18 protein-coding genes are annotated in these 17,351 nt (G+C 70.7%); 4 read left to right on the forward strand and 14 right to left on the reverse strand.

Annotated elements, in window-relative coordinates; translation table 11 throughout:
* The 11 genes from metK to QZ753_RS04720 all read right to left on the reverse strand — a co-directional run.
* On the reverse strand, positions 1-983 hold a 983-nt coding region (gene metK / locus QZ753_RS04670), incomplete at its 3' end, for a methionine adenosyltransferase (RefSeq protein ID WP_294641526.1).
* A 106-nt stretch (positions 984-1,089) separates the two neighbouring features.
* Positions 1,090-1,515, reverse strand: a complete 426-nt coding sequence (locus QZ753_RS04675) for a helix-turn-helix domain-containing protein (protein ID WP_294641527.1) — start codon at positions 1,513-1,515, stop codon at positions 1,090-1,092.
* A 124-nt stretch (positions 1,516-1,639) separates the two neighbouring features.
* Positions 1,640-3,208, reverse strand: a complete 1,569-nt coding sequence (gene lnt / locus QZ753_RS04680; RefSeq protein ID WP_294641528.1) for an apolipoprotein N-acyltransferase — start codon at positions 3,206-3,208, stop codon at positions 1,640-1,642.
* Between the two features lie 143 nt (positions 3,209-3,351).
* Complete coding sequence (locus QZ753_RS04685) at positions 3,352-4,392, reverse strand: transporter associated domain-containing protein (RefSeq protein WP_294641529.1); 1,041 nt, start codon at positions 4,390-4,392, stop codon at positions 3,352-3,354.
* Between the two features lie 21 nt (positions 4,393-4,413).
* The gene (gene ybeY / locus QZ753_RS04690; protein ID WP_294641530.1) at positions 4,414-4,956 is read right to left on the reverse strand and encodes an rRNA maturation RNase YbeY; all 543 of its coding nucleotides are present in this window, start codon (positions 4,954-4,956) and stop codon (positions 4,414-4,416) included.
* The gene (locus tag QZ753_RS04695; protein WP_294641531.1) at positions 4,953-5,987 is read right to left on the reverse strand and encodes a PhoH family protein; all 1,035 of its coding nucleotides are present in this window, start codon (positions 5,985-5,987) and stop codon (positions 4,953-4,955) included. The genes ybeY and QZ753_RS04695 overlap by 4 nt, the downstream gene beginning before the upstream one ends.
* On the reverse strand, positions 5,984-7,432 hold the full coding sequence (miaB, locus tag QZ753_RS04700; RefSeq protein ID WP_294641532.1) for a tRNA (N6-isopentenyl adenosine(37)-C2)-methylthiotransferase MiaB: 1,449 nt from the start codon (positions 7,430-7,432) through the stop codon (positions 5,984-5,986). The genes QZ753_RS04695 and miaB overlap by 4 nt, the downstream gene beginning before the upstream one ends.
* 160 nt (positions 7,433-7,592) lie before the next feature.
* A complete protein-coding gene (locus QZ753_RS04705) occupies positions 7,593-8,381 on the reverse strand; it encodes a 1-acyl-sn-glycerol-3-phosphate acyltransferase (RefSeq protein WP_294641543.1) in 789 nt (262 codons plus the stop codon).
* 73 nt (positions 8,382-8,454) lie between these two features.
* Positions 8,455-8,979, reverse strand: a complete 525-nt coding sequence (locus QZ753_RS04710) for a GNAT family N-acetyltransferase (RefSeq protein WP_294641533.1) — start codon at positions 8,977-8,979, stop codon at positions 8,455-8,457.
* A 64-nt stretch (positions 8,980-9,043) separates the two neighbouring features.
* Positions 9,044-9,748: a tRNA (adenosine(37)-N6)-threonylcarbamoyltransferase complex dimerization subunit type 1 TsaB gene (gene tsaB, locus QZ753_RS04715; RefSeq protein WP_294641534.1), complete on the reverse strand. Its 705-nt coding sequence runs from the start codon at positions 9,746-9,748 to the stop codon at positions 9,044-9,046.
* A 16-nt stretch (positions 9,749-9,764) separates the two neighbouring features.
* On the reverse strand, positions 9,765-10,346 hold the full coding sequence (locus QZ753_RS04720; RefSeq protein ID WP_294641535.1) for a NifU family protein: 582 nt from the start codon (positions 10,344-10,346) through the stop codon (positions 9,765-9,767).
* Positions 10,347-10,520: 174 nt separating this feature from the next.
* Between QZ753_RS04720 and QZ753_RS04725 the strand changes: the two genes are divergently transcribed.
* Positions 10,521-11,684 (forward strand): HPP family protein, encoded by a 1,164-nt coding sequence (locus QZ753_RS04725; RefSeq protein ID WP_294641536.1) that lies wholly within the window; start codon positions 10,521-10,523, stop codon positions 11,682-11,684.
* A gap of 54 nt (positions 11,685-11,738) precedes the next feature.
* Here QZ753_RS04725 and QZ753_RS04730 read toward each other — a convergent pair whose 3' ends face one another.
* Positions 11,739-12,623 (reverse strand): hypothetical protein, encoded by an 885-nt coding sequence (locus QZ753_RS04730; RefSeq protein ID WP_294641537.1) that lies wholly within the window; start codon positions 12,621-12,623, stop codon positions 11,739-11,741.
* A gap of 139 nt (positions 12,624-12,762) precedes the next feature.
* On the opposite strand from QZ753_RS04730, the gene QZ753_RS04735 reads away from it, so the two are divergent.
* Positions 12,763-13,434, forward strand: a complete 672-nt coding sequence (locus QZ753_RS04735) for a response regulator transcription factor (RefSeq protein ID WP_294641538.1) — start codon at positions 12,763-12,765, stop codon at positions 13,432-13,434.
* Entirely contained in the window at positions 13,431-14,903 is a 1,473-nt protein-coding gene (locus QZ753_RS04740) for a HAMP domain-containing sensor histidine kinase (protein ID WP_294641539.1), read from the forward strand. Before QZ753_RS04735 ends, QZ753_RS04740 begins: the two co-directional genes overlap by 4 nt.
* A 3-nt stretch (positions 14,904-14,906) precedes the next feature.
* Here QZ753_RS04740 and QZ753_RS04745 read toward each other — a convergent pair whose 3' ends face one another.
* Positions 14,907-15,398 (reverse strand): universal stress protein, encoded by a 492-nt coding sequence (locus QZ753_RS04745; protein ID WP_294641540.1) that lies wholly within the window; start codon positions 15,396-15,398, stop codon positions 14,907-14,909.
* A gap of 235 nt (positions 15,399-15,633) precedes the next feature.
* Positions 15,634-16,701, reverse strand: a complete 1,068-nt coding sequence (trpS, locus tag QZ753_RS04750; protein WP_294641541.1) for a tryptophan--tRNA ligase — start codon at positions 16,699-16,701, stop codon at positions 15,634-15,636.
* Positions 16,702-16,911: 210 nt separating this feature from the next.
* Between trpS and QZ753_RS04755 the strand changes: the two genes are divergently transcribed.
* Positions 16,912-17,351: DUF3597 family protein (locus tag QZ753_RS04755; RefSeq protein ID WP_294641542.1), on the forward strand; the 440-nt coding region annotated here is incomplete at its 3' end.

Below are 17,351 nucleotides of genomic sequence, written 5' to 3' on the forward strand. Positions count from 1 at the left end.
TCGACATAGACCGACACCGGCTCGGCGACGCCGATGGCGTAGGAGAGCTGGATGGTGCAGCGCTCGGCGAGATTGGCCGCGACGACGTTCTTGGCGAGATAGCGTGCGGCATAGGCCGCCGAGCGATCGACCTTGGTCGGGTCCTTGCCGGAAAACGCGCCGCCGCCGTGCGGGGCCGCGCCGCCATAGGTGTCGACGATGATCTTGCGGCCCGTGAGCCCGGCGTCGCCGTCCGGGCCGCCGATCACGAACTTGCCGGTCGGATTGACGTGCCAGACGCAGTCGTCCTCGATCGGCAGGCCGCTCGTCGCCTCGCGCACGAAGGGCTCGACCAGCCGGCGCACGTCGGCCGAGGTCAGGCTCTCGTCGACATGCTGCGTGGACAGGACGATCGAGGAGATCGAGACGGGCTTGCCGTCCTGGTAGCGCACGGTCACCTGGCTCTTGGCGTCGGGGCCGAGCACCCCGGCGCCGCCCTCGCCCGAGCGGCGGGCCTCGGACAGGCGCTCCAGAATCTTGTGCGCATAGAAGATCGGGGCGGGCATCAGCTCGGCCGTCTCGCGGCAGGCGTAGCCGAACATGATGCCCTGGTCGCCCGCGCCCTCGGTCGCCTTCGAGCCGGCGTCGACGCCTTGCGCGATGTCGGCCGACTGCTCGTGGAGGAGGACGTCGATCTTGGCGGTCTTCCAGTGGAAGCCGTCTTGCTCGTAGCCGATCGCCTTCACGGCGCGGCGGGCGGCGGAGCGCACCTTGGAGCGGAGCTTGGGCGAATCGAGCGTCGAGCGCACCTCGCCGGCGATCACGATCCGGTTGGTGGTGGCCAGCGTCTCGCAGGCGACGCGAAGCTGCCAGGCGTCCATCTTGGCTTTGCGGGCCTCGCGGTAGAGGAGATCGAGCACCTCGTCCGAGATGCGATCGCAGACCTTGTCGGGATGCCCCTCCGAAACACTCTCGGAGGTGAAGAAGTACTCGCCGCTGCGCATCCGCCTGTGGTCTCTCAGCTGTTGGGACTTCGATCGGGGTCGCCGTCCCTTATCAGGGGTTCCCCGTGGCGCAAGGCTTTTCTCGCGCCGGCGCGTCGAGGTGCCGCTACTTGGCCTCGCCGATCTCGGCCTCGGCCTCGGCCAGCGAGCGGACGAGTTCGAGGATGCGGCGCCGGACCTTCGGGTCCTGGATCTTGCCGAAAGCGCGGTTGAGCTGGATGCTTTCGGCCGACACCGGATAGTCGGTGACAAATTCGGCATCGGGCTCGCGCATGCCGGCGGGCGGCGCATCCTCGCCCTTGTAGCCCTCGAAGAAGAACGACACCGGCACCTGCAGCACCTCGGCGATCTTCTGCAGGCGGCTGGCGCCGACGCGGTTGGTGCCCTTCTCGTATTTCTGGACCTGCTGGAACGTGACGCCGAGCGCCTCGCCGAGCTTTTCCTGGCTGGTGCCCATCATCGTGCGCCGAAACCGCACCCGCGCGCCCACATGCACGTCCACGGGATTTGGTTTCTTGCTCTCGATCGCCATCGATGACCCCTCGGGCGCCGCAGCCTGCCGCCGCGACCCCAGCTGGACCGGCCCCCGCCGTCCAGCACCTAACCTATACGCGGTTATTTAGATGATACGACTTAGACGAGCAATCGCGCCATCATCATGCTCGCCCCGACCGTGCGGATGTCATGATCGCCAGGAGCGCGAAAAGACTGACAATTGCGGCGAACGCAAGATTGCCGATGCGCGAATAGAGCGTCGGCGGCCCGGCCACGGGCAGCGCGGCATCGACCGTGCCGCCCTCCCCGAGCGAGAGGCCCGCGACCGGCCGCCCGACGCTGTCGGTGACGACCGAGATGCCGGTGTTGGCGGCGCGCACCAGCGGAAGGCCGAAGGCGGCCGCCGTCAGCTGTGCCTGTTTCAGGTGCTGGTAGGGGCCGGGCGTGTGGCCGTACCAGGCGTCGTTGGTGACGTTGAGAAGAAAGTCCGGGCGCGAATCGCCCGAGCCCAGGATCTCGTCGGGGAAGATCGCCTCGTAGCAGATCAGCGGCAGGAAGCTCGGACCGCCCTCGCCAGCCCGCATGACACGGCGCGACGAGCCGGCGGAAAAGCCGCCCGGCAGCATCGTCAGCTGCGTGATCCCGAGGCTTTCGAGCGCCTCCTGGAACGGCAGATACTCGCCGAACGGCACGAGATGAAGCTTGTCGCCGGCATCGCGCACCGCGCCGCTCGAATCGATGACGTAGAGCGAGTTGTAGAAGCGCGCGCCGGGATCGGATGTTTCGCCCTCGACCCGCGTCGCGCCCGCCATCAGCGTCTCGGTCGGCGCGAGCGCGTCGGCAAGACGCGTCACCGCGTCGGGGCGGTCGGTGAGGATGAAGGGGAAAGCCGATTCGGGCCAGATCACGAGACGCTTCGTGGTCTCGGCCGCCGGCTCGCCCCCGCTCGTCAGTGACAGGAGCTTGTCGAAGTTCGCATCCGCCTCCGCCGGGTCCCACTTCTCGGTTTGGAGGATCGCCGGCTGCACGATGCGCAGCGCGACGTCCGGCACCGTGCCGACGGGCGCCTGCGACAGGTGGAAGGCGCCATAACCGGCATGCGCTGCCAGAATCGTCACCCCGAAGGCGGCGGTGAGCGCGCGGCCTCTCGGCGCGCCAGCAAGGAGGGCCGGCAGCGAGAACACGAAGACGGCAAGGATCGTCAGGCCGTGCAGCCCGATCAGCGACAGGCTGCCCATAAGGAGCGGGACGGGCGCGGCGAGGACGCCGAGTTCGTTCCAGGTGAAGCCGGTGAGAACCGTGCCGCGCAGCCATTCGAACCCGGCGAACGCGGCGGCCAGCGCGAAGAGGCGCCCGACGCCGTCGCTCCAGGCAAGGCGCGCCACGGCGGCGGCGAGGCCGTGATAGACCGCCAGCACCATGGGCAGGCCGAGAACGGCGAGCGGCAGCGCCCACAGGAAGGCTGTGCCGCCCTGGAGGACGGCGGCGCCGAGCCACCAGAGACCTCCGAGGAAATAGCCGAAGCCGAAGCACCAGCCGATGCGGAATGCCGGCCAGACCCGACCGACGAGGCCGGCACCCGGACGACCGCTGGCGCCGTCGAGCAGCCAGACGAGCATGGGAAACGAGAGGAAGCCGACGGCCGGAACGCTCACCGGCGCGAGGCCCAGCGTCGCCAGAAGGCCGGCGGCGAAGGCCAGAAGCGCTCGCCGCCAGCTGTGGAGAAGCATGATCCGTCCGGCCAGTCTGTCCAACGTCGATGCCCCCACTCGCTCCGGCTCAGGCAGAACCCGTCATGCGCCGAACGGACGCACCCTCCAACGGTGGTAGAGGACGGGACTGTCGCGAAGCCTGCCGGGTGGGCGCCCCCGGATCAGCTGTCGAGCACCGTCGACGCCCCTTCCGGGAAGCGCACGATGCGCAGCCGCTTCACGCGCCGCGGATCGGCGTCCATGACCTCGATCTCGAAGCCCTCCACGACTTCCACCACCTCGCCCGGCGCGGGCATGCGGCCGAGCGCGTTGACGACGAGCCCGCCGATCGTGTCGGCGTCCTCCTCGTGCTCGCTGGTGTCGAAGTCGGCGCCGACGATCTCGCGGACCTCGTCGAGGTCGGCCCGCCCGTCGGCATAGAAGACCCCGTCGCCGGCATGGGTCACCAGCGCTTCCTCGTCGTCGTGCTCGTCCTCGATGTCGCCGACCACCATCTCGAGAATGTCCTCGAGCGAGACGAGACCGTCGGTGCCGCCGTATTCGTCGATCACCAGCGCCATCTGGATGTGGCTCGCCTGCATCCGCTGCATCAGCTCGGCGGCGTGCATTGAGGGCGGCACGAACAGGATCTGGCGGAGGAGACCAAGGTCGGAGATCGTGTGGGCGAGATCGACGCGGCCAAGATCGAGCGCCGAGCGCACCGGCGCGTCCGCCCCGCCGTCCTCGTGGCGGAAGCACAGGGCAGCGCGGGTGACATGGCCGATCACGTCGCGGATGTGGACCATGCCGAGCGGATCGTCGAGCCCGTCGCCATAGACCGGCATGCGGGAATGGCCCGTCTCCTCGAAGCGCGCCATCAGCTCGCCGAGCGTGGCGGAGGACGCGATGCCCTCGATCTCGGTGCGCGGGATCATGACGTCCTCGACGCGCACGTCATGCAGCTGGAGGATGTTGTTGAGGAGGAGGCGCTCGTTCGGCGTGAAGCCGGAGGCCTCGGTCTCGGGCCGCGTCAGGGCCTCGGCGATCTCCTCGCGCAGCGAGTGCGAGACGCGCGGGCGCAGGAACGCGACGAGCGAATCCAGAAATCCCGGCTCGGCGGGCACCTGTGCCGCGCGCCGGGGACGACGACTTCGCGTCTCTGCGGGGGGTTCCGACGCGACCGGCTCCTGGCCGGTCTCGTCGCCGTAGGGAGGCATACTCATGTGATTCACCAAGGGTCCCTTCTAGGTGAGCGCGTCGGCGGAAAGACCGGCGTCGGCATAGGGGTCGGCGATGCCGAGCCCGGCCAGGATCGCGATTTCAAAGGCCTCCATCTCGTCAGCCTCCGGCTCGCTCTCGTGGTCGTAGCCCAGAAGATGCAGCACGCCGTGAACGAGGAGATGACGGAAATGGTCGTCGGGGGATTTCGCTTCGTCCCGCGCCTCGCGCTCCAGCGTCTGGCGGGCGAGAATGAGGTCGCCGAGCATCGGGCCGGGCGCGTCGCCGGGCCGAAGCGGCATCATCGGGAAGGAGAGGATGTTGGTCGGCTTGTCCTTGCCGCGCCATTCGGCGTTGAGGGCGCGCACGTCCTCGTCGTCCGAGAGGGTGACGGAGACCTCGGTCTCGACGTCCGGGCGGAGACCGGCCCCGGCCGCGGCGGCGAATACGGCCTCGCGCACCAGTTCCTCGGCGGGGCGCGACAGGAGCGCTCCCCAGGCGTCGTCCTCCACCGACAGGAGGATCCGCGGCCCGGTCCGGGCCGCGGCGGAAGATCGGCCGTCGTTCATGGCGCCGCCTTGGCCCGCGTCTGCGTCGCGTCGGCTTCGTAGGCCTCTACGATCGCCTGCACGAGGCGGTGGCGCACGACGTCCTTGGCCTCGAAGCGCACCGACACGATGCTGGAGACACCCTCCAGAACGCGCAGCGCCTCGACGAGGCCGGACTTCACGCCCGGCGGCAGGTCGATCTGCGAGGGATCGCCGGTCACCACCATGCGCGCGTTCTCGCCGAGGCGCGTCAGGAACATCTTCATCTGCATGGTGGTCGTGTTCTGCGCCTCGTCGAGGATGACGGCGGCGTTGGCGAGCGTGCGTCCGCGCATGAAGGCGAGCGGCGCGATCTCGATCGCGCCGGCGGTCAGCGCGCGCTCCACCTTCTCGGCCGGCATCATGTCGTAGAGCGCGTCGTAGAGCGGGCGCAGATACGGGTCGACCTTGTCCTTCATGTCGCCCGGCAGGAAGCCGAGGCGCTCGCCGGCCTCGACGGCGGGGCGCGACAGGATGATGCGCTCGACCTGGCCGCGCTCCAGGAGCTGGGCGGCGTGGGCGACGGCGAGATAGGTCTTGCCGGTGCCGGCGGGACCGACGCCGAACACGAGTTCGGCCCGCTCCATCGCGCGCATGTAGGCGTCCTGCGTCGGCGTGCGGGCGTAGATCGTCTTCTTGCGGGTGGAGATCTGGGCGAGCGCGAGGCGGCCCTTCTTCTCCAGCGTCGGAAGCACGAGCTGGTCGTCCTGCGCCACCGCCATGCGGATCGCGCCCTCGACGTCGGAGACCTGAAGATCGTGGCCGGACTGGAGGCGGGCGTAGAGGATGTCGAGCGTACGGCGGGCCTGCTCGGCGGCCACCGGATCGCCGCGCAGCTCGACCTTGTTGCCGCGCGCGCGCGCATCGACGCCCAGCTTCTGCTCGATCATCGCCAGATGCTCGTCGAACTGCCCGAACAGGGCGCTCGCCAGCCGGTTGTCGTCGAAGGTCAGCACGATGTGGGCCATGTCCGATGCGCCGGAGGTCGGAAGCACGCCGCGGGCTGCCTTCATGCGATCTTCCTCAACTGGGGCTCGGACGCTGCCGGAGCCGAAACGACCGACTCGGCGCCGGCGGCCATCGCAGCCGGCTCGGCGCCGGCCGCCATCAATGAATTGGGGCGCGTCTCGGAAATGCGAACCGTGACGATATCACCCACCTCCCCTGCCGAGGACGGAACCACGACCGGCAGGAGGAAGGGCGAGCGGCCCATCATCTGGCCGGGATGACGTCCCGGCTTCTCGATCAGGACCTCGGTGTCGCGCCCGACGAAGGACTCCTGAAAGGCGACCTGCTGCTCGCGGATCAGCGTCTGCAGGCGGTCCAGCCGCTCGGTCTTCACGTCTTCCGGCACGTGGCCGTCCATCGTGGCGCCGGGCGTTCCGGGCCGGGGCGAATACTTGAACGTGTAGGCGGCGGCGTAGCGCACGGTCCGCACGAGATCGAGCGTCGCCTCGAAGTCGGCATCGGTCTCGCCGGGGAAACCGACGATGAAGTCGCCGGACAGGGCGATGTCGGGGCGCACGGCGCGGATGCGGTCGAGGAGCGCGAGATAGTCCGCCGCCTTGTGGCGCCGGTTCATCGCCTTCAGAATCGGGTCCGAGCCCGACTGTACCGGCAGGTGGAGATAGGGCATCAGCGCGCGAAGGTCGCCGTGGGCGGCGATCAGGTCGTCGTCCATGTCGCGCGGGTGAGAGGTCGTGTAGCGCAGGCGCGCCAGGCCCGGAACGGCGGCAAGCTCGCGCAGGAGGCCGGCAAGCCCGATCGGGCGGCCGGATGCGTCGGTGCCGGCCCAGGCGTTGACGTTCTGGCCGAGCAGCGTCACCTCGCGCACGCCCGCCTCCGCCAGCCGGCGTGCCTCGTCCATCACGGCGGCATAGGGCCGCGAGACCTCGGAGCCGCGCGTGTAGGGCACGACGCAGAAGGTGCAGAACTTGTCGCAGCCTTCCTGAACGGTCAGGAACGCGGTGACGCCGCGCCGGGCGATCGCCGATCTCGCCGACGCCGGCAGGTGGTCGAACTTGTCCTCGACGGCGTAGTCGGTCTCGACCACGCGCTCGCCGCGGGCGACGCGCTTCAGCGCATCCGGCAGGCGATGGTAGGTCTGCGGGCCTATTACGAGATCGACCACGGGGGCGCGCTCGATGATCTCGGCGCCTTCGGCCTGCGCGACGCATCCCGTCACGCCGACGCGAAGCTCGCGGCCGACCGCTGCCCGCTCGCTCTTCAGCACGCGGATGCGCCCGAGTTCGGAATAGATCTTCTCGGCGGCCTTCTCGCGGATGTGGCAGGTGTTGAGGAGCACGAGATCGGCGTCCTCGATCACCTCGGTCTGCCGGTAGCCGTCCCGCTCCAGCGCGTCGCCCATGCGCTGCGAATCGTAGACGTTCATCTGGCAGCCATAGGTCTTGATGAAGACCTTGCGTTCGCCGCGTGCGCTCTCGTCGGTTGTGTCCATGCGTCCTTTGCGGGCTCCGTCCCGTCCTGCCGAGCGGCGGGACGCTGGAACCCATCGGGAAGTCCTCGACGTCGCCGCACCGCCGCGCAATGCCCGCCGGCCCGGCCTTCTTCCTTCTATATCGACCCCCAGCCCCTCCGACGCAAGCGACGTTTTCGCGTCAGGGGTTGCGTGCGGTTTCGCCCGCCGAGGGGAAGCCGAGGCTCGTGAGCAGCATCCGGCGCACCTCGGCCTCGCAGCGGCGGGCCACCGCCTTGCGATCGCTGCCGGGCGTGACGCGGATCGGCTCGCCGAAGGAAATCTCGACGTCGATCGCGCCCTCGCGCAGGAAGGCCGACAGATGAGGCATCAGTTCGACCTCGCCGGGCCAGGCCGCGAGCGGACGGCCGAAGCGCCCGAGCGCCATGCCGTTGGCGCCGACATAGGCGATCGCGACCGGCTGGACGAGCACCTCGTCGGCGCCGGACGCCTTCAGAGCCGCCTGCGCCGCGCCGAAGAGCGCCGTCTTGAAGGGCAGGACCGTGTTGCCGTCCGAGGTCGTGCCCTCGGCAAACAGCACCATGGCGTCGCCCGCCCCCAGCCGTTCGGCGATGGAATCGGCCTGCGCGCCGGTGCGCCCGCGCGCGCCTCGCTCGACGAAGACCGTGCGCTGGAGGCGCGCCAGAAGCCCGAAGACCGGCCAGCCCTCGACGTCGGATTTCGCGATGAAGGACAGGGGCATCACCGAGCCGAGCGCCATGATGTCGGCCCAGGACTGGTGATTGGAGACGAGAAGCAGCGGGCGACCGGTGGCCGGCGCGCCGCGACGGTGAACCCGCAGGCCCGCGACGCGCACCGCGATGCGCTGCCACAGAAAGGGAAGATACCCCGCAATCCTCCACCGGAAGCGGATGGCGAGAAGCTGCAGCGGCGTCAGGACCAGCGTCGTCAGCGCCAGGACGAGCGCGATCGCGGCAAGGCGCGCCGTCGCGACGGGATCGCGCGACCGCGAGCCCGGCTCCACGACGCGCGCGCTCGCGGCGTCAGTAAGGGCCAAGGGTCCGCTTCAGGATCAGGGCGTTCTGCCGCTGCCCGTCGGCGCCGACGTAGTAGGCCGGTCGCCGACCGACCTCCTCGAAGCGCAGGTGCCGGTAGAGCTTCAGGGCCGGCGTGTTGGTCTCCTCGACCTCGAGGAAGAGGCTCGCGGCGCGCTCGGCGTGAAGATGCTGAAGGACGTTGTCCATCAGGAGCCGCCCGAAGCCCTTGCCGCGCGCGGCGCGGTCGACGACGATCGTCAGGATCTCCGCCTCGTCGGCAGCGGTGCGGAAGAGGACGACGCCGAGCGGCCGGACCTGGCCCGTGCGCCGGACGACGAAGCCGAAGGTGCCGTTCTGGGACAGGAGCGAGGCGAATTCGTCGCCGGACCACGGCTGCGAGAAGGCCTGGCTATGCAGCGCCGCCGCCCATTCGACGTCGTCGGCGGCCATCGGCTCGGCGACGTGGTCGACCGGCGTGATGATGCTGTCCCAGAAGGACAGGGTCCAGGCCCATGGCAGATACCAGTACATGCCCTCCTCCTCCGGAAGGATCGCGGCCGGACCGGAATCGCCGGCCAAGCCACGACTATCGGCCTCAAGGGTTAACGGGGCCTGTCGAAGCCGCGGCCCGAAGTCCGGCGGGCGTCTGCGCCTTGGCGTCCGCTCCTCTCAGGTAGAGCGGAAGCGGGGGTGCGGCGACGGGACGGGGCGCGGCCAAACGCGCAAGGGCCCGGATCGGCGCGGAGCCCTCATGGCTGGCGATGCGGGCCGCGTCGAGCCCGAGACGCTCCACCGCCATCGCGGCGCCCGATCCGACGAGGCGAAGATCGCCGGGCGCCTGCGCCACGAGCCCGGCGAGAGCGTCCGGCGCAAGCGCCTGCGGCTCGGCGAGCACCACGCCGCCACGGCCGAACAGGGCCGCGTAGACCTCGCCGCGCTTGGCGTCGTGGACGGCCAGGACCGGCGCCTCGCCCCAGAAGGGTTCGGCCTGCGCCTCCAGCGTGGTGACGCCGACGCTCGGCACACCGAGCGACAGCTCGAAGCCGCGCGCGGCGGCGACCGCCACGCGAATGCCGGTGAAGGAGCCGGGACCGATGCCGACGCCGAGCTTGGCGATGTCGCCCCAGGCCGCGCCGGCGAGTTCAAGCACCTCGGCCACCGTGTCCATCAGGACCTCGGCATGGCCGCGGCCGATCACCGGATCGAGGGCGGACAGGACCCTTCCGTCGTCAAGACGCAGGACCGCCGCCGAGCAGCGCTCGCCCGCCGTGTCGATCGCCAGAAGCAGGCCGCCAATCATCAGACGGTTCGACCGGTCAGGCCGCTTCCATCGCCTCCACAGCCTCGACCTCGGGCACGAAGTGGCGCAGGAGGTTCTCGATGCCGTGCTTCAGGGTCGCGGTGGAAGACGGGCAGCCGGCGCACGAGCCGCGCATGTTCAGGAACACGACGCCGTCGCGGAAGCCGCGGAAGGTGATGTCGCCGCCGTCCTGCGCGACCGCCGGGCGCACCCGGGTCTCGAGCAGTTCCTTGATGGTCGAGACGACGGTCTCGTCGCCCGGCTCGAAGAACTCCTCGCCCGAATCGTCGGCTTGAGCCCCGCCCGCAGCACCCGGTGCCATCACCGGTTCGCCCGACAAGAAGTGCTCCATCAGGCCCGCGAGGATCGCCGGCTTCAGATGCTGCCAGCCGGTCTCGTCCTTGGTGACGGTGACGAAGTCGTAGCCGAAGAAGACGCTGCGAACGCCCTCGATGCCCATCAGCTTGGCGGCGAGCCTGGAGCGGGCCGCGGCATCGGCCGCGTCGAGGAACTCCGCCGTGCCGTTCTCCAGCACCACCCGGCCGGGCAGGAACTTCAGGGTCTGCGGATTGGGGGTGGATTCGGTCTGGATGAACATGGGCACGCCTCGGTTCAGCGGCGGAAAGTCGTGACCTTCAGATAATCGCCACAAGCTGCGGCCGCAAGCGAACGGCGGAAAGACGCTGCGTTCGAAAGCCAAGGCAGGCTTGCATCCTGGCGTTCCCTCGGCGATGGAACGGCCTCTCCCGCCCTCGAACCCGCTGGCCGCCCGATGATCGCGCTCGCCCGACGCTTCCTGCCCGACCTTCCCGCCGTCAGCTGGCAGGAGCGGCTGCGTGTCGTCCTCGGCGCGCTCCTCGGGCTGCTCGCGACGGGCCTCGTCTGCCGGGCGGCGGTGGGTTCGGGCTCGGCGCTGCCGATCCTCGTCGCGCCGATGGGCGCTTCGACGGTGCTCCTCTTCGCGGTGCCGGCGAGCCCGCTGGCGCAGCCCTGGTCGATCCTCGGCGGCAACACGATCGCCGCGCTCATCGGGGTCGGCGTGCGGATGCTGGTGCCCGATCCGATGCTGGCGGCAGCGATGGCGGGCGCGACGGCGATCCTTGCGATGCTCGTCCTGCGCTGTCTCCATCCGCCGAGCGGCGCGGTGGCGCTGACGGCGGTGCTCGGCGGCCCGGCGGTCTTCGACCTCGGCTTCGGCTTCGCCCTGTGGCCGGTCGCGGCGAACTCGGCGCTCCTCCTCCTCGCAGCGCTCGCCTACAACAACCTGACCGGCCGCGCCTATCCGCACCGTGCGCCGCGCCCGGTCCCGGGCCATGCGACGCAGGACCCGCCGCCGAACGAGCGCATCGGCTTTTCGGCGGCCGATCTCGACGCGGCGCTCGCAGAAGCCGACCAGCTCCTCGACATCTCGCGCGCCGACCTCGAAGCGCTTCTGCGGCGCACGGAGCTGCATTCCTTCGCACGGCGGGCGCGGGCGACGCGCGCGGCCGACATCATGTCGCGCGATGTCGTCGCGATCTCGCCCGACGCCTCGTTCCGCGAGGCGCTCGATCTCCTGCGCCGCCATCACATCAAGGCGCTGCCGGTGACGGACGACAGCGCGCGCGTCGTCGGCATCCTCACGCAGACCGATCTTCTCGACAAAGCGGCCTGGGACGCACGCGGTCCGCGCATGGGCGCCCGCGAGCGGGTGGCGCTGACGATGCGGCGCGGCCGGGCGCCCGCCGCCAGCGTCGCCGACATCATGACCGCGCCGGTGACGACGATCGGGCCGGACGACGCGATCGCCGACGTCGTCCCGGCGATGTCCGCGCTCGGCATCCACCACCTGCCCGTCACAGGGCCGGACGGACGCCTCGTCGGCATCGTCTCGCAGACCGACCTCGTCGTGGCGCTTCTGGCCGATGCCGCGCGGCGCGGCGAGCCGGCGGACTGACGCGAAAAGGGCGACGCCGCGGCGCCGCCCCGTCCCTTCACCGCTGCCGATGGATCAGCTCTCGAAGCGCTCCTTGCGCAGCGAACCGTCGGCGTTGAGCTCGATGCGCACGTCGCGGCCCGCGGCGTCCTTCGCATCGGCCTCGACGTGGTTCTTCTTCACCTCGAAGTCGCCGCCATAGGTGTAGCCGAGCTTCTCGATCGCGGCGCGCGCCGCGTCCTCGGCCATCGGCGCGACGTAGGGCTCGCGCTCGGCGAGGCGGTTGTCCTCGTCGACCTTGACCGCCCACACCTTACCCGTGGCATCCTTGGCCGTGAACTCGGCGTGGTGCTTCTTGGTGTCGGTGAGCGTCACCTCGGTGTAGCCGGCATCGGTCAGCGCTTTGGTCGCCGCCGTCTCGTCGACACCGCCGCCGAACCAGCCGCGGTCGGCGCGCTCCTCGCGCGGCGGCGGCGGGCCGTCCTCGCCGCGGGGTCCATGGCGCGGACCGTCGCGGTCGGGGCCGCGCCCCGGGCCGCCGGGGCCGCGCGGGCCGTCACGCTCGGGGCGCGGGCGCTCCAGCGCGATGCGCTCGGCGCCGCCGACGCTGATCGAGCGGGCGTCGATCTGGCCGCGCGCGAAGCGCCCGTCGACCGACACCGTGTCGCCGACCTTCACGAGATCGCCGCGCTCGCCGCGGGGTCCGAGCTCGACCAGCGTGCGGCCGGTCGCATCCTCCAGGACGAAGCGGTTGCCGAAGACCTCGGCGACGCGCCCTTCGAGGCGAAGATCGTTCATATCGTGCAGCTCGTTGACGGTGGCGGTGCGGGGGACGGGCGGGGCGGGCGGCGTCGCGCCGGTGGTCGCGCCTTGGGCGAAGGCCAGCGTCGAGCCGGCGAGGAGCGGAACCGCGAGGGCGGCGAGGCCGAAGCGGCGCTTGGGCGAGAGGGTCGTCTTCATGATCGACAAATCCTTGTCGGTTGCGGATGACGCTCCTTCTATCCCCCGGCCTGAAACCCCTCCTGAACCGCGCGGTTCAGGTTCCGTTCAGCTGCCCGGACTAGGCGGGCGGCGATCGAAACAAAGGACGACCCCTCTCATGCGCGTGCTTCTGGTCGAGGACGACGCGGGCCTGGCCGCCGAGATCGCGGGCGCGCTGCGGGCGGAGAACTTCGCGGTCGACCACGCCGACAACGGCATCGACGGGCTGCATCTCGGCGACACCGAACTCTTCGACGCGGCGGTGCTCGATCTCGGCCTGCCGGGTCTCGGCGGCATCGAGGTGCTGCGCGGCTGGCGCGCTGCCAAACGCGACCTGCCGGTCCTCATCCTCACCGCGCGCGACGGCTGGAGCGACAAGGTGCAGGGGTTCAAGGCCGGGGCCGACGACTATCTCGTCAAGCCGTTCCGGGTCGAGGAGCTTGTGATGCGCCTGCGCGCGCTGGTGCGCCGCTCGCGCGGCCATGCCGACGCGCGCATCGCCTGCGGCCCCCTCACCTTCGACGCGCAGGTCGGCACGTTCGAGCGCGACGGCCTGCCCTTGAAGCTCACCGCGCTGGAATGGCGCGTCCTCTCCTGCCTGATGCTGCGCAAGGAGATCGTCGTGCCGCGCGCCGACCTCATCGAGCGCGTCTACGAGGGCGACGCCGAGGTCGATTCGAATTCCGTCGAGGTCATCATCGCGCGGCTTCGCCGCAAGATCGGCCACGCGATGATCGAGACCGTGCGCGGCCTCGGCTATCGCCTCACGGCCGGCGAGGCGGCGGGATGACGCCGCATCGCCTGCCGCCCCCGCCGCCGCCGCCCCACGGCCCTCCGCCTCCACCGGCCCGCCGCCCGCGCGCGCTGCGCGACCTGTCGCTGCGGGCGCGGCTGACCCTGTCGGCGGCGCTGTTCGTGCTCGCCGCCATCGTCGTCACCGGCGTCCTGATCGGAACCGTGCTGGAGCGGTTCGTGCGCGGCGAGGTGGCCGGGCGGCTCGACCTGCAGATCGCGACGCTCCAGACCGCGCTGCTCGCCCCTCCGCCGCCCGACGAGCCGCGCCGCGGTCGGCGCGCGCCCGAGCCGCCGCAGCTCGCGCGCGCGCTCGTCGAGGTCGACGGCGCCCCGTTCGACCGTCCGCGCGGCGACTGGTTCTGGCAGGTGGACGTGGACGGCCGGGCGCTCGCGCGCTCGCGCTCGCTGCAGGGCCGCGATCTCGTCCACGACGGCGACGACGCGTCATCGATCGGCGGCGGCCCCGACCGCCTCGACCTCGGTCGCGGCCCGAACGGCGAGGCGATCGTCCTGCGCGAGGACACGATCGATCTGCCGGGCGGGCGGGAGGCGCGCATCCTCGTCGCCGCCCCGCGCGGGGCGATCGACAATCCGCTGCGCGACGTCACGCTCCAGGTCGCGGCCACGCTGGCCGGCCTCGGCGCGCTGCTCGTCGCCGCCATCTTCGCGCAGGTCCGCTTCGGCCTGAAGCCGCTCGACCGGCTGCGCACGGCGCTCGTTCGCGTGCGCTCGGGAGAGCGCGAGACGGTGGAGGGACGCTACCCCGCCGAGCTCGAACCGCTGCAGCGCGAGCTCAACGCGCTGATCGAGCAGGACGCGGCCAACCTGCGCCAGTCGCGGCTTCATGTCGCCAATCTCGCGCATGGCCTCAAGACGCCGCTCGCGACGCTCTCGGCTGCCGCCGAACGCATTCCCGATGCCGAGGCTCGCGCCCAGTTCCTCGACCTCTCCGCCCTGATGGACCGGCGGGTGCGCCATCACCTGCGCCGAGCCCGCTCCGCCGCGCTGGGCGGCCCCGTGCGCCAGCGCACGGATCTCGCTGGCCATGCCGAGGACCTCGCCTCGACGCTTGCCAAGTTCGATCCGCGCGTCGCGATCGAGACCCGGCTGGCGCCCGGCCTCTTCGTCGCGGTCGACCAGGAGGATCTCGACGAGATGCTGGGCAATCTCCTCGACAACGCCTGCCGGCACGCGGCCGGGCGCGTCGTTCTGGAGACAGGCCAGGAGGGCGCTCAGGCCGTCGTGCGCATCGCCGACGACGGGCGGGGCCTCACAGCGGACGAGATCGCCGCCGTCCTGCAGCCCGGCCGCCGCCTCGACGAGACGCGCCCCGGCCACGGGTTCGGCCTGCCGATCACCGCCGAGATCGCCGGCCTCTACGGCGGGCGCCTTGCGCTCGGCCGCGCACCGGAAGGCGGGCTCGAGGTGCGGCTGACGCTGCCGCTCTCGGCCGCCGGCGCCTGACCGCTAGCAGAGGCTCTCGATGTCCTCGTCGGTGAGCGTCGCCGGCACGATCGTGACCGGCACCGGGAAGGCCGAGCCCGAGCCCGCCACCGCCGAGACCAGCGGCCCCGGCCCTTCGGCGGCGTCGCTCGCGGCCAGCACCAGGATCGCGATCTCGCGGTCGGCCTCGATCAGGCCCCGGATCTCGGTCACGGTCTTGCCTTCGCGAACCAGCGTCTCGGGCTCGATGCCGACCGCCTCGCGCACCTCGTCGGTCACGCGCGCCATGCGCGTTTCGGCCTCCTCCATCGCCTCGGCGCGCATGATGTCGCCGACCCCCAGCCATTGCTGGAAGTCCGCGCCGTCGATCACGTAGAGGAAGACAACCGCACCGCCCGACGCCTTGGCGCGTCGCGCCGCATAAGCGGCGGCGCGCCCGCATTCGGGCGTCTCGTCGATGACGGCCAAGAACTTGCGGCGGCCGCCTTCGCCGCGTCCGAGTCGCTTCGAGACCATGGCCGGACCATGACAGCGCCGCGCCGGGGCGGCAAGCGGGTGGGGGTGGTCATGGGGCTCCGCCCCAAACCCCGCCAGGGGAAATGATTTCCCCTGGACCCCTCCTCATTTGAGGCGTGTCCATGATGGGGAAGGGCCGGTAGCCCTTCCCGATCATGGAAATGGTCCCAAACGAAAAGAAGGGTTCGGGAATTCTTTCCCGAGCGGGGACCGGGGCGGCAGCCCCGCAACCACCCTACCCGTTCAGCAGCCCGACGATGGACTTCACGTCGGCCAGCGTGCGGCCGGCGATGGCGCGGGCGCGGGTCGCGCCGTCGCGCAGGGTCCTGTCGATCTCGGCCGGGTCGTCGAGGATGCGGCGCATCTCGGTCGCGATCGGCGCGAGCTTGGCGACCGCGAGGTCGGCCAGCGCCGGCTTGAACTCGGAGAACGGGCGGCCGCCGTATTCGCCGAGGATGTCGGCCTTCGAGCGGTTGTCGAGCGCGGCGAAGATCCCGACGAGGTTGTCGGCCTCGGGACGCCCGGCAAGGCCCGCGGTCTCGGAGGGCAGCGCGTCCGGATCGGTCTTCGCCTTGCGGATCTTGCGCGCGATCGTCTCGGCGTCGTCGGTCAGATTGATGCGGCTGAGGTCGGACGGGTCGGACTTCGACATCTTCTTCGAGCCGTCCTTGAAGCTCATGACGCGCGTCGCCGGCCCCTCGATCAGGGGATTGGTCATCGGGAAATAGCCCTGCACGGTCTCGTCGCCCATCGCGATCGGGTGCCCGAGGCCCTTGGCCGCGATACGGTCGGAGTAGTCGTGGTTGAACTTGGCGGCGATGTCGCGCGTCAGTTCCAGATGCTGCTTCTGGTCCTCGCCGACGGGCACCAGCGTCGCGCGGTAGGCGAGGATGTCGGCGGCCATCAGGCTCGGATAGGCGAAGAGCCCGAGCGAGGCGCGCTCGCGGTCCTTGCCGGCCTTCTCCTTGAACTGCGTCATGCGCTCCATCCAGCCGAGGCGGGCGACGCAGTTGAAGATCCAGGCGAGTTCGGCGTGCTCGGGGACCCGGCTCTGGTTGAAGAGGATATGCTTCTTCGGATCGATGCCGCTCGCGATGAAGGCGGCGGCCACCTCGCGGATCGAGCGCTCGAGTTCCTCCGGTTCCTGGAACACCGTGATCGCATGAAGATCGACCACGCAGAACAGGCAGGGGTATTCGTCCTGCAGCGCGACCCAGCGCCGGATCGCGCCGAGATAGTTGCCAAGATGCAGGTTTCCGGTCGGCTGGACGCCGGAGAACACGAGCGGCTGGAACGCGGCCATGGGACAGCTCCGAAGGCTTCAGCGGCCGTCGCGGCCGGTCGCGCGCTTATGGCGAAGCGGGACGCGCGCGGCAAGTCGCGCCGTGCCCGCTGGTTCTCGTCATTCAGCGAACGCGAGGCGTCGCCGGGAACCAACCGCACAACCCTTGCGTCTTCGCTGCACACCCGCCGCGTCCAGCGGCGGTCGCATGAGACACGAGGACATCGCCCCATGAGCTTCTTCGACCGCATCAAGTCCAAGATCTTCGGCTCGGCTCACGCCGAGACGCCCGCTACCGAAGCCGCGCCGCAGGCCGGCACCGCCGCGCCGGTCGGTCAGGCGACCGCGCCGAGCCCGCAAATCACGGCGCCCGCGAGCGGTGCGCCGGGCACGTCCGAGGTCGTGTCGCCCGCAACGGCCGGAACGTCGAGCCCGGTCGCCTCGACGCCCGGCGCCTCCGGCCTTCCCGCTTCGGCACCGGCCGGCGCGGTGGATGTCGCCGCGATCCTCGACGGTAAGGCCAAGGGGGCCGGCCAGACGCTCAACTGGCGTCACTCGATCGTCGATCTCCTGAAGCTCCTCGACCTCGATTCCAGCCTCTCGGCCCGGCAGGAGCTGGCGAAGGAGCTCGGCTACACCGGCGACCACAACGATTCGGCCGCGATGAACAC

The sequence above is a fragment of the uncultured Aureimonas sp. genome, from assembly GCF_913775355.1.
Classification (GTDB): Bacteria; Pseudomonadota; Alphaproteobacteria; order Rhizobiales; family Rhizobiaceae; genus Aureimonas.

What these genes read in the sequence shown, in the direction of transcription:
- QZ753_RS04695 (WP_294641531.1), bottom strand. Translation starts at nt 5,987, where the DNA reads ATGAAGGCAGCCCGCGGCGTGCTTCCGACCTCCGGCGCATCGGACATG.
- QZ753_RS04720 (WP_294641535.1), bottom strand. Translation starts at nt 10,346, where the DNA reads ATGTTCATCCAGACCGAATCCACCCCCAATCCGCAGACCCTGAAGTTC.
- QZ753_RS04730 (WP_294641537.1), bottom strand. Translation starts at nt 12,623, where the DNA reads ATGAAGACGACCCTCTCGCCCAAGCGCCGCTTCGGCCTCGCCGCCCTC.
- QZ753_RS04745 (WP_294641540.1), bottom strand. Translation starts at nt 15,398, where the DNA reads ATGGTCTCGAAGCGACTCGGACGCGGCGAAGGCGGCCGCCGCAAGTTC.
- QZ753_RS04725 (WP_294641536.1), top strand. Translation starts at nt 10,521, where the DNA reads ATGATCGCGCTCGCCCGACGCTTCCTGCCCGACCTTCCCGCCGTCAGC.
- QZ753_RS04675 (WP_294641527.1), bottom strand. Translation starts at nt 1,515, where the DNA reads ATGGCGATCGAGAGCAAGAAACCAAATCCCGTGGACGTGCATGTGGGC.
- tsaB (WP_294641534.1), bottom strand. Translation starts at nt 9,748, where the DNA reads ATGATTGGCGGCCTGCTTCTGGCGATCGACACGGCGGGCGAGCGCTGC.
- ybeY (WP_294641530.1), bottom strand. Translation starts at nt 4,956, where the DNA reads ATGAACGACGGCCGATCTTCCGCCGCGGCCCGGACCGGGCCGCGGATC.
- QZ753_RS04735 (WP_294641538.1), top strand. Translation starts at nt 12,763, where the DNA reads ATGCGCGTGCTTCTGGTCGAGGACGACGCGGGCCTGGCCGCCGAGATC.
- lnt (WP_294641528.1), bottom strand. Translation starts at nt 3,208, where the DNA reads ATGCTTCTCCACAGCTGGCGGCGAGCGCTTCTGGCCTTCGCCGCCGGC.
- QZ753_RS04710 (WP_294641533.1), bottom strand. Translation starts at nt 8,979, where the DNA reads ATGTACTGGTATCTGCCATGGGCCTGGACCCTGTCCTTCTGGGACAGC.
- QZ753_RS04685 (WP_294641529.1), bottom strand. Translation starts at nt 4,392, where the DNA reads ATGAGTATGCCTCCCTACGGCGACGAGACCGGCCAGGAGCCGGTCGCG.
- miaB (WP_294641532.1), bottom strand. Translation starts at nt 7,432, where the DNA reads ATGGACACAACCGACGAGAGCGCACGCGGCGAACGCAAGGTCTTCATC.
- trpS (WP_294641541.1), bottom strand. Translation starts at nt 16,701, where the DNA reads ATGGCCGCGTTCCAGCCGCTCGTGTTCTCCGGCGTCCAGCCGACCGGA.
- QZ753_RS04740 (WP_294641539.1), top strand. Translation starts at nt 13,431, where the DNA reads ATGACGCCGCATCGCCTGCCGCCCCCGCCGCCGCCGCCCCACGGCCCT.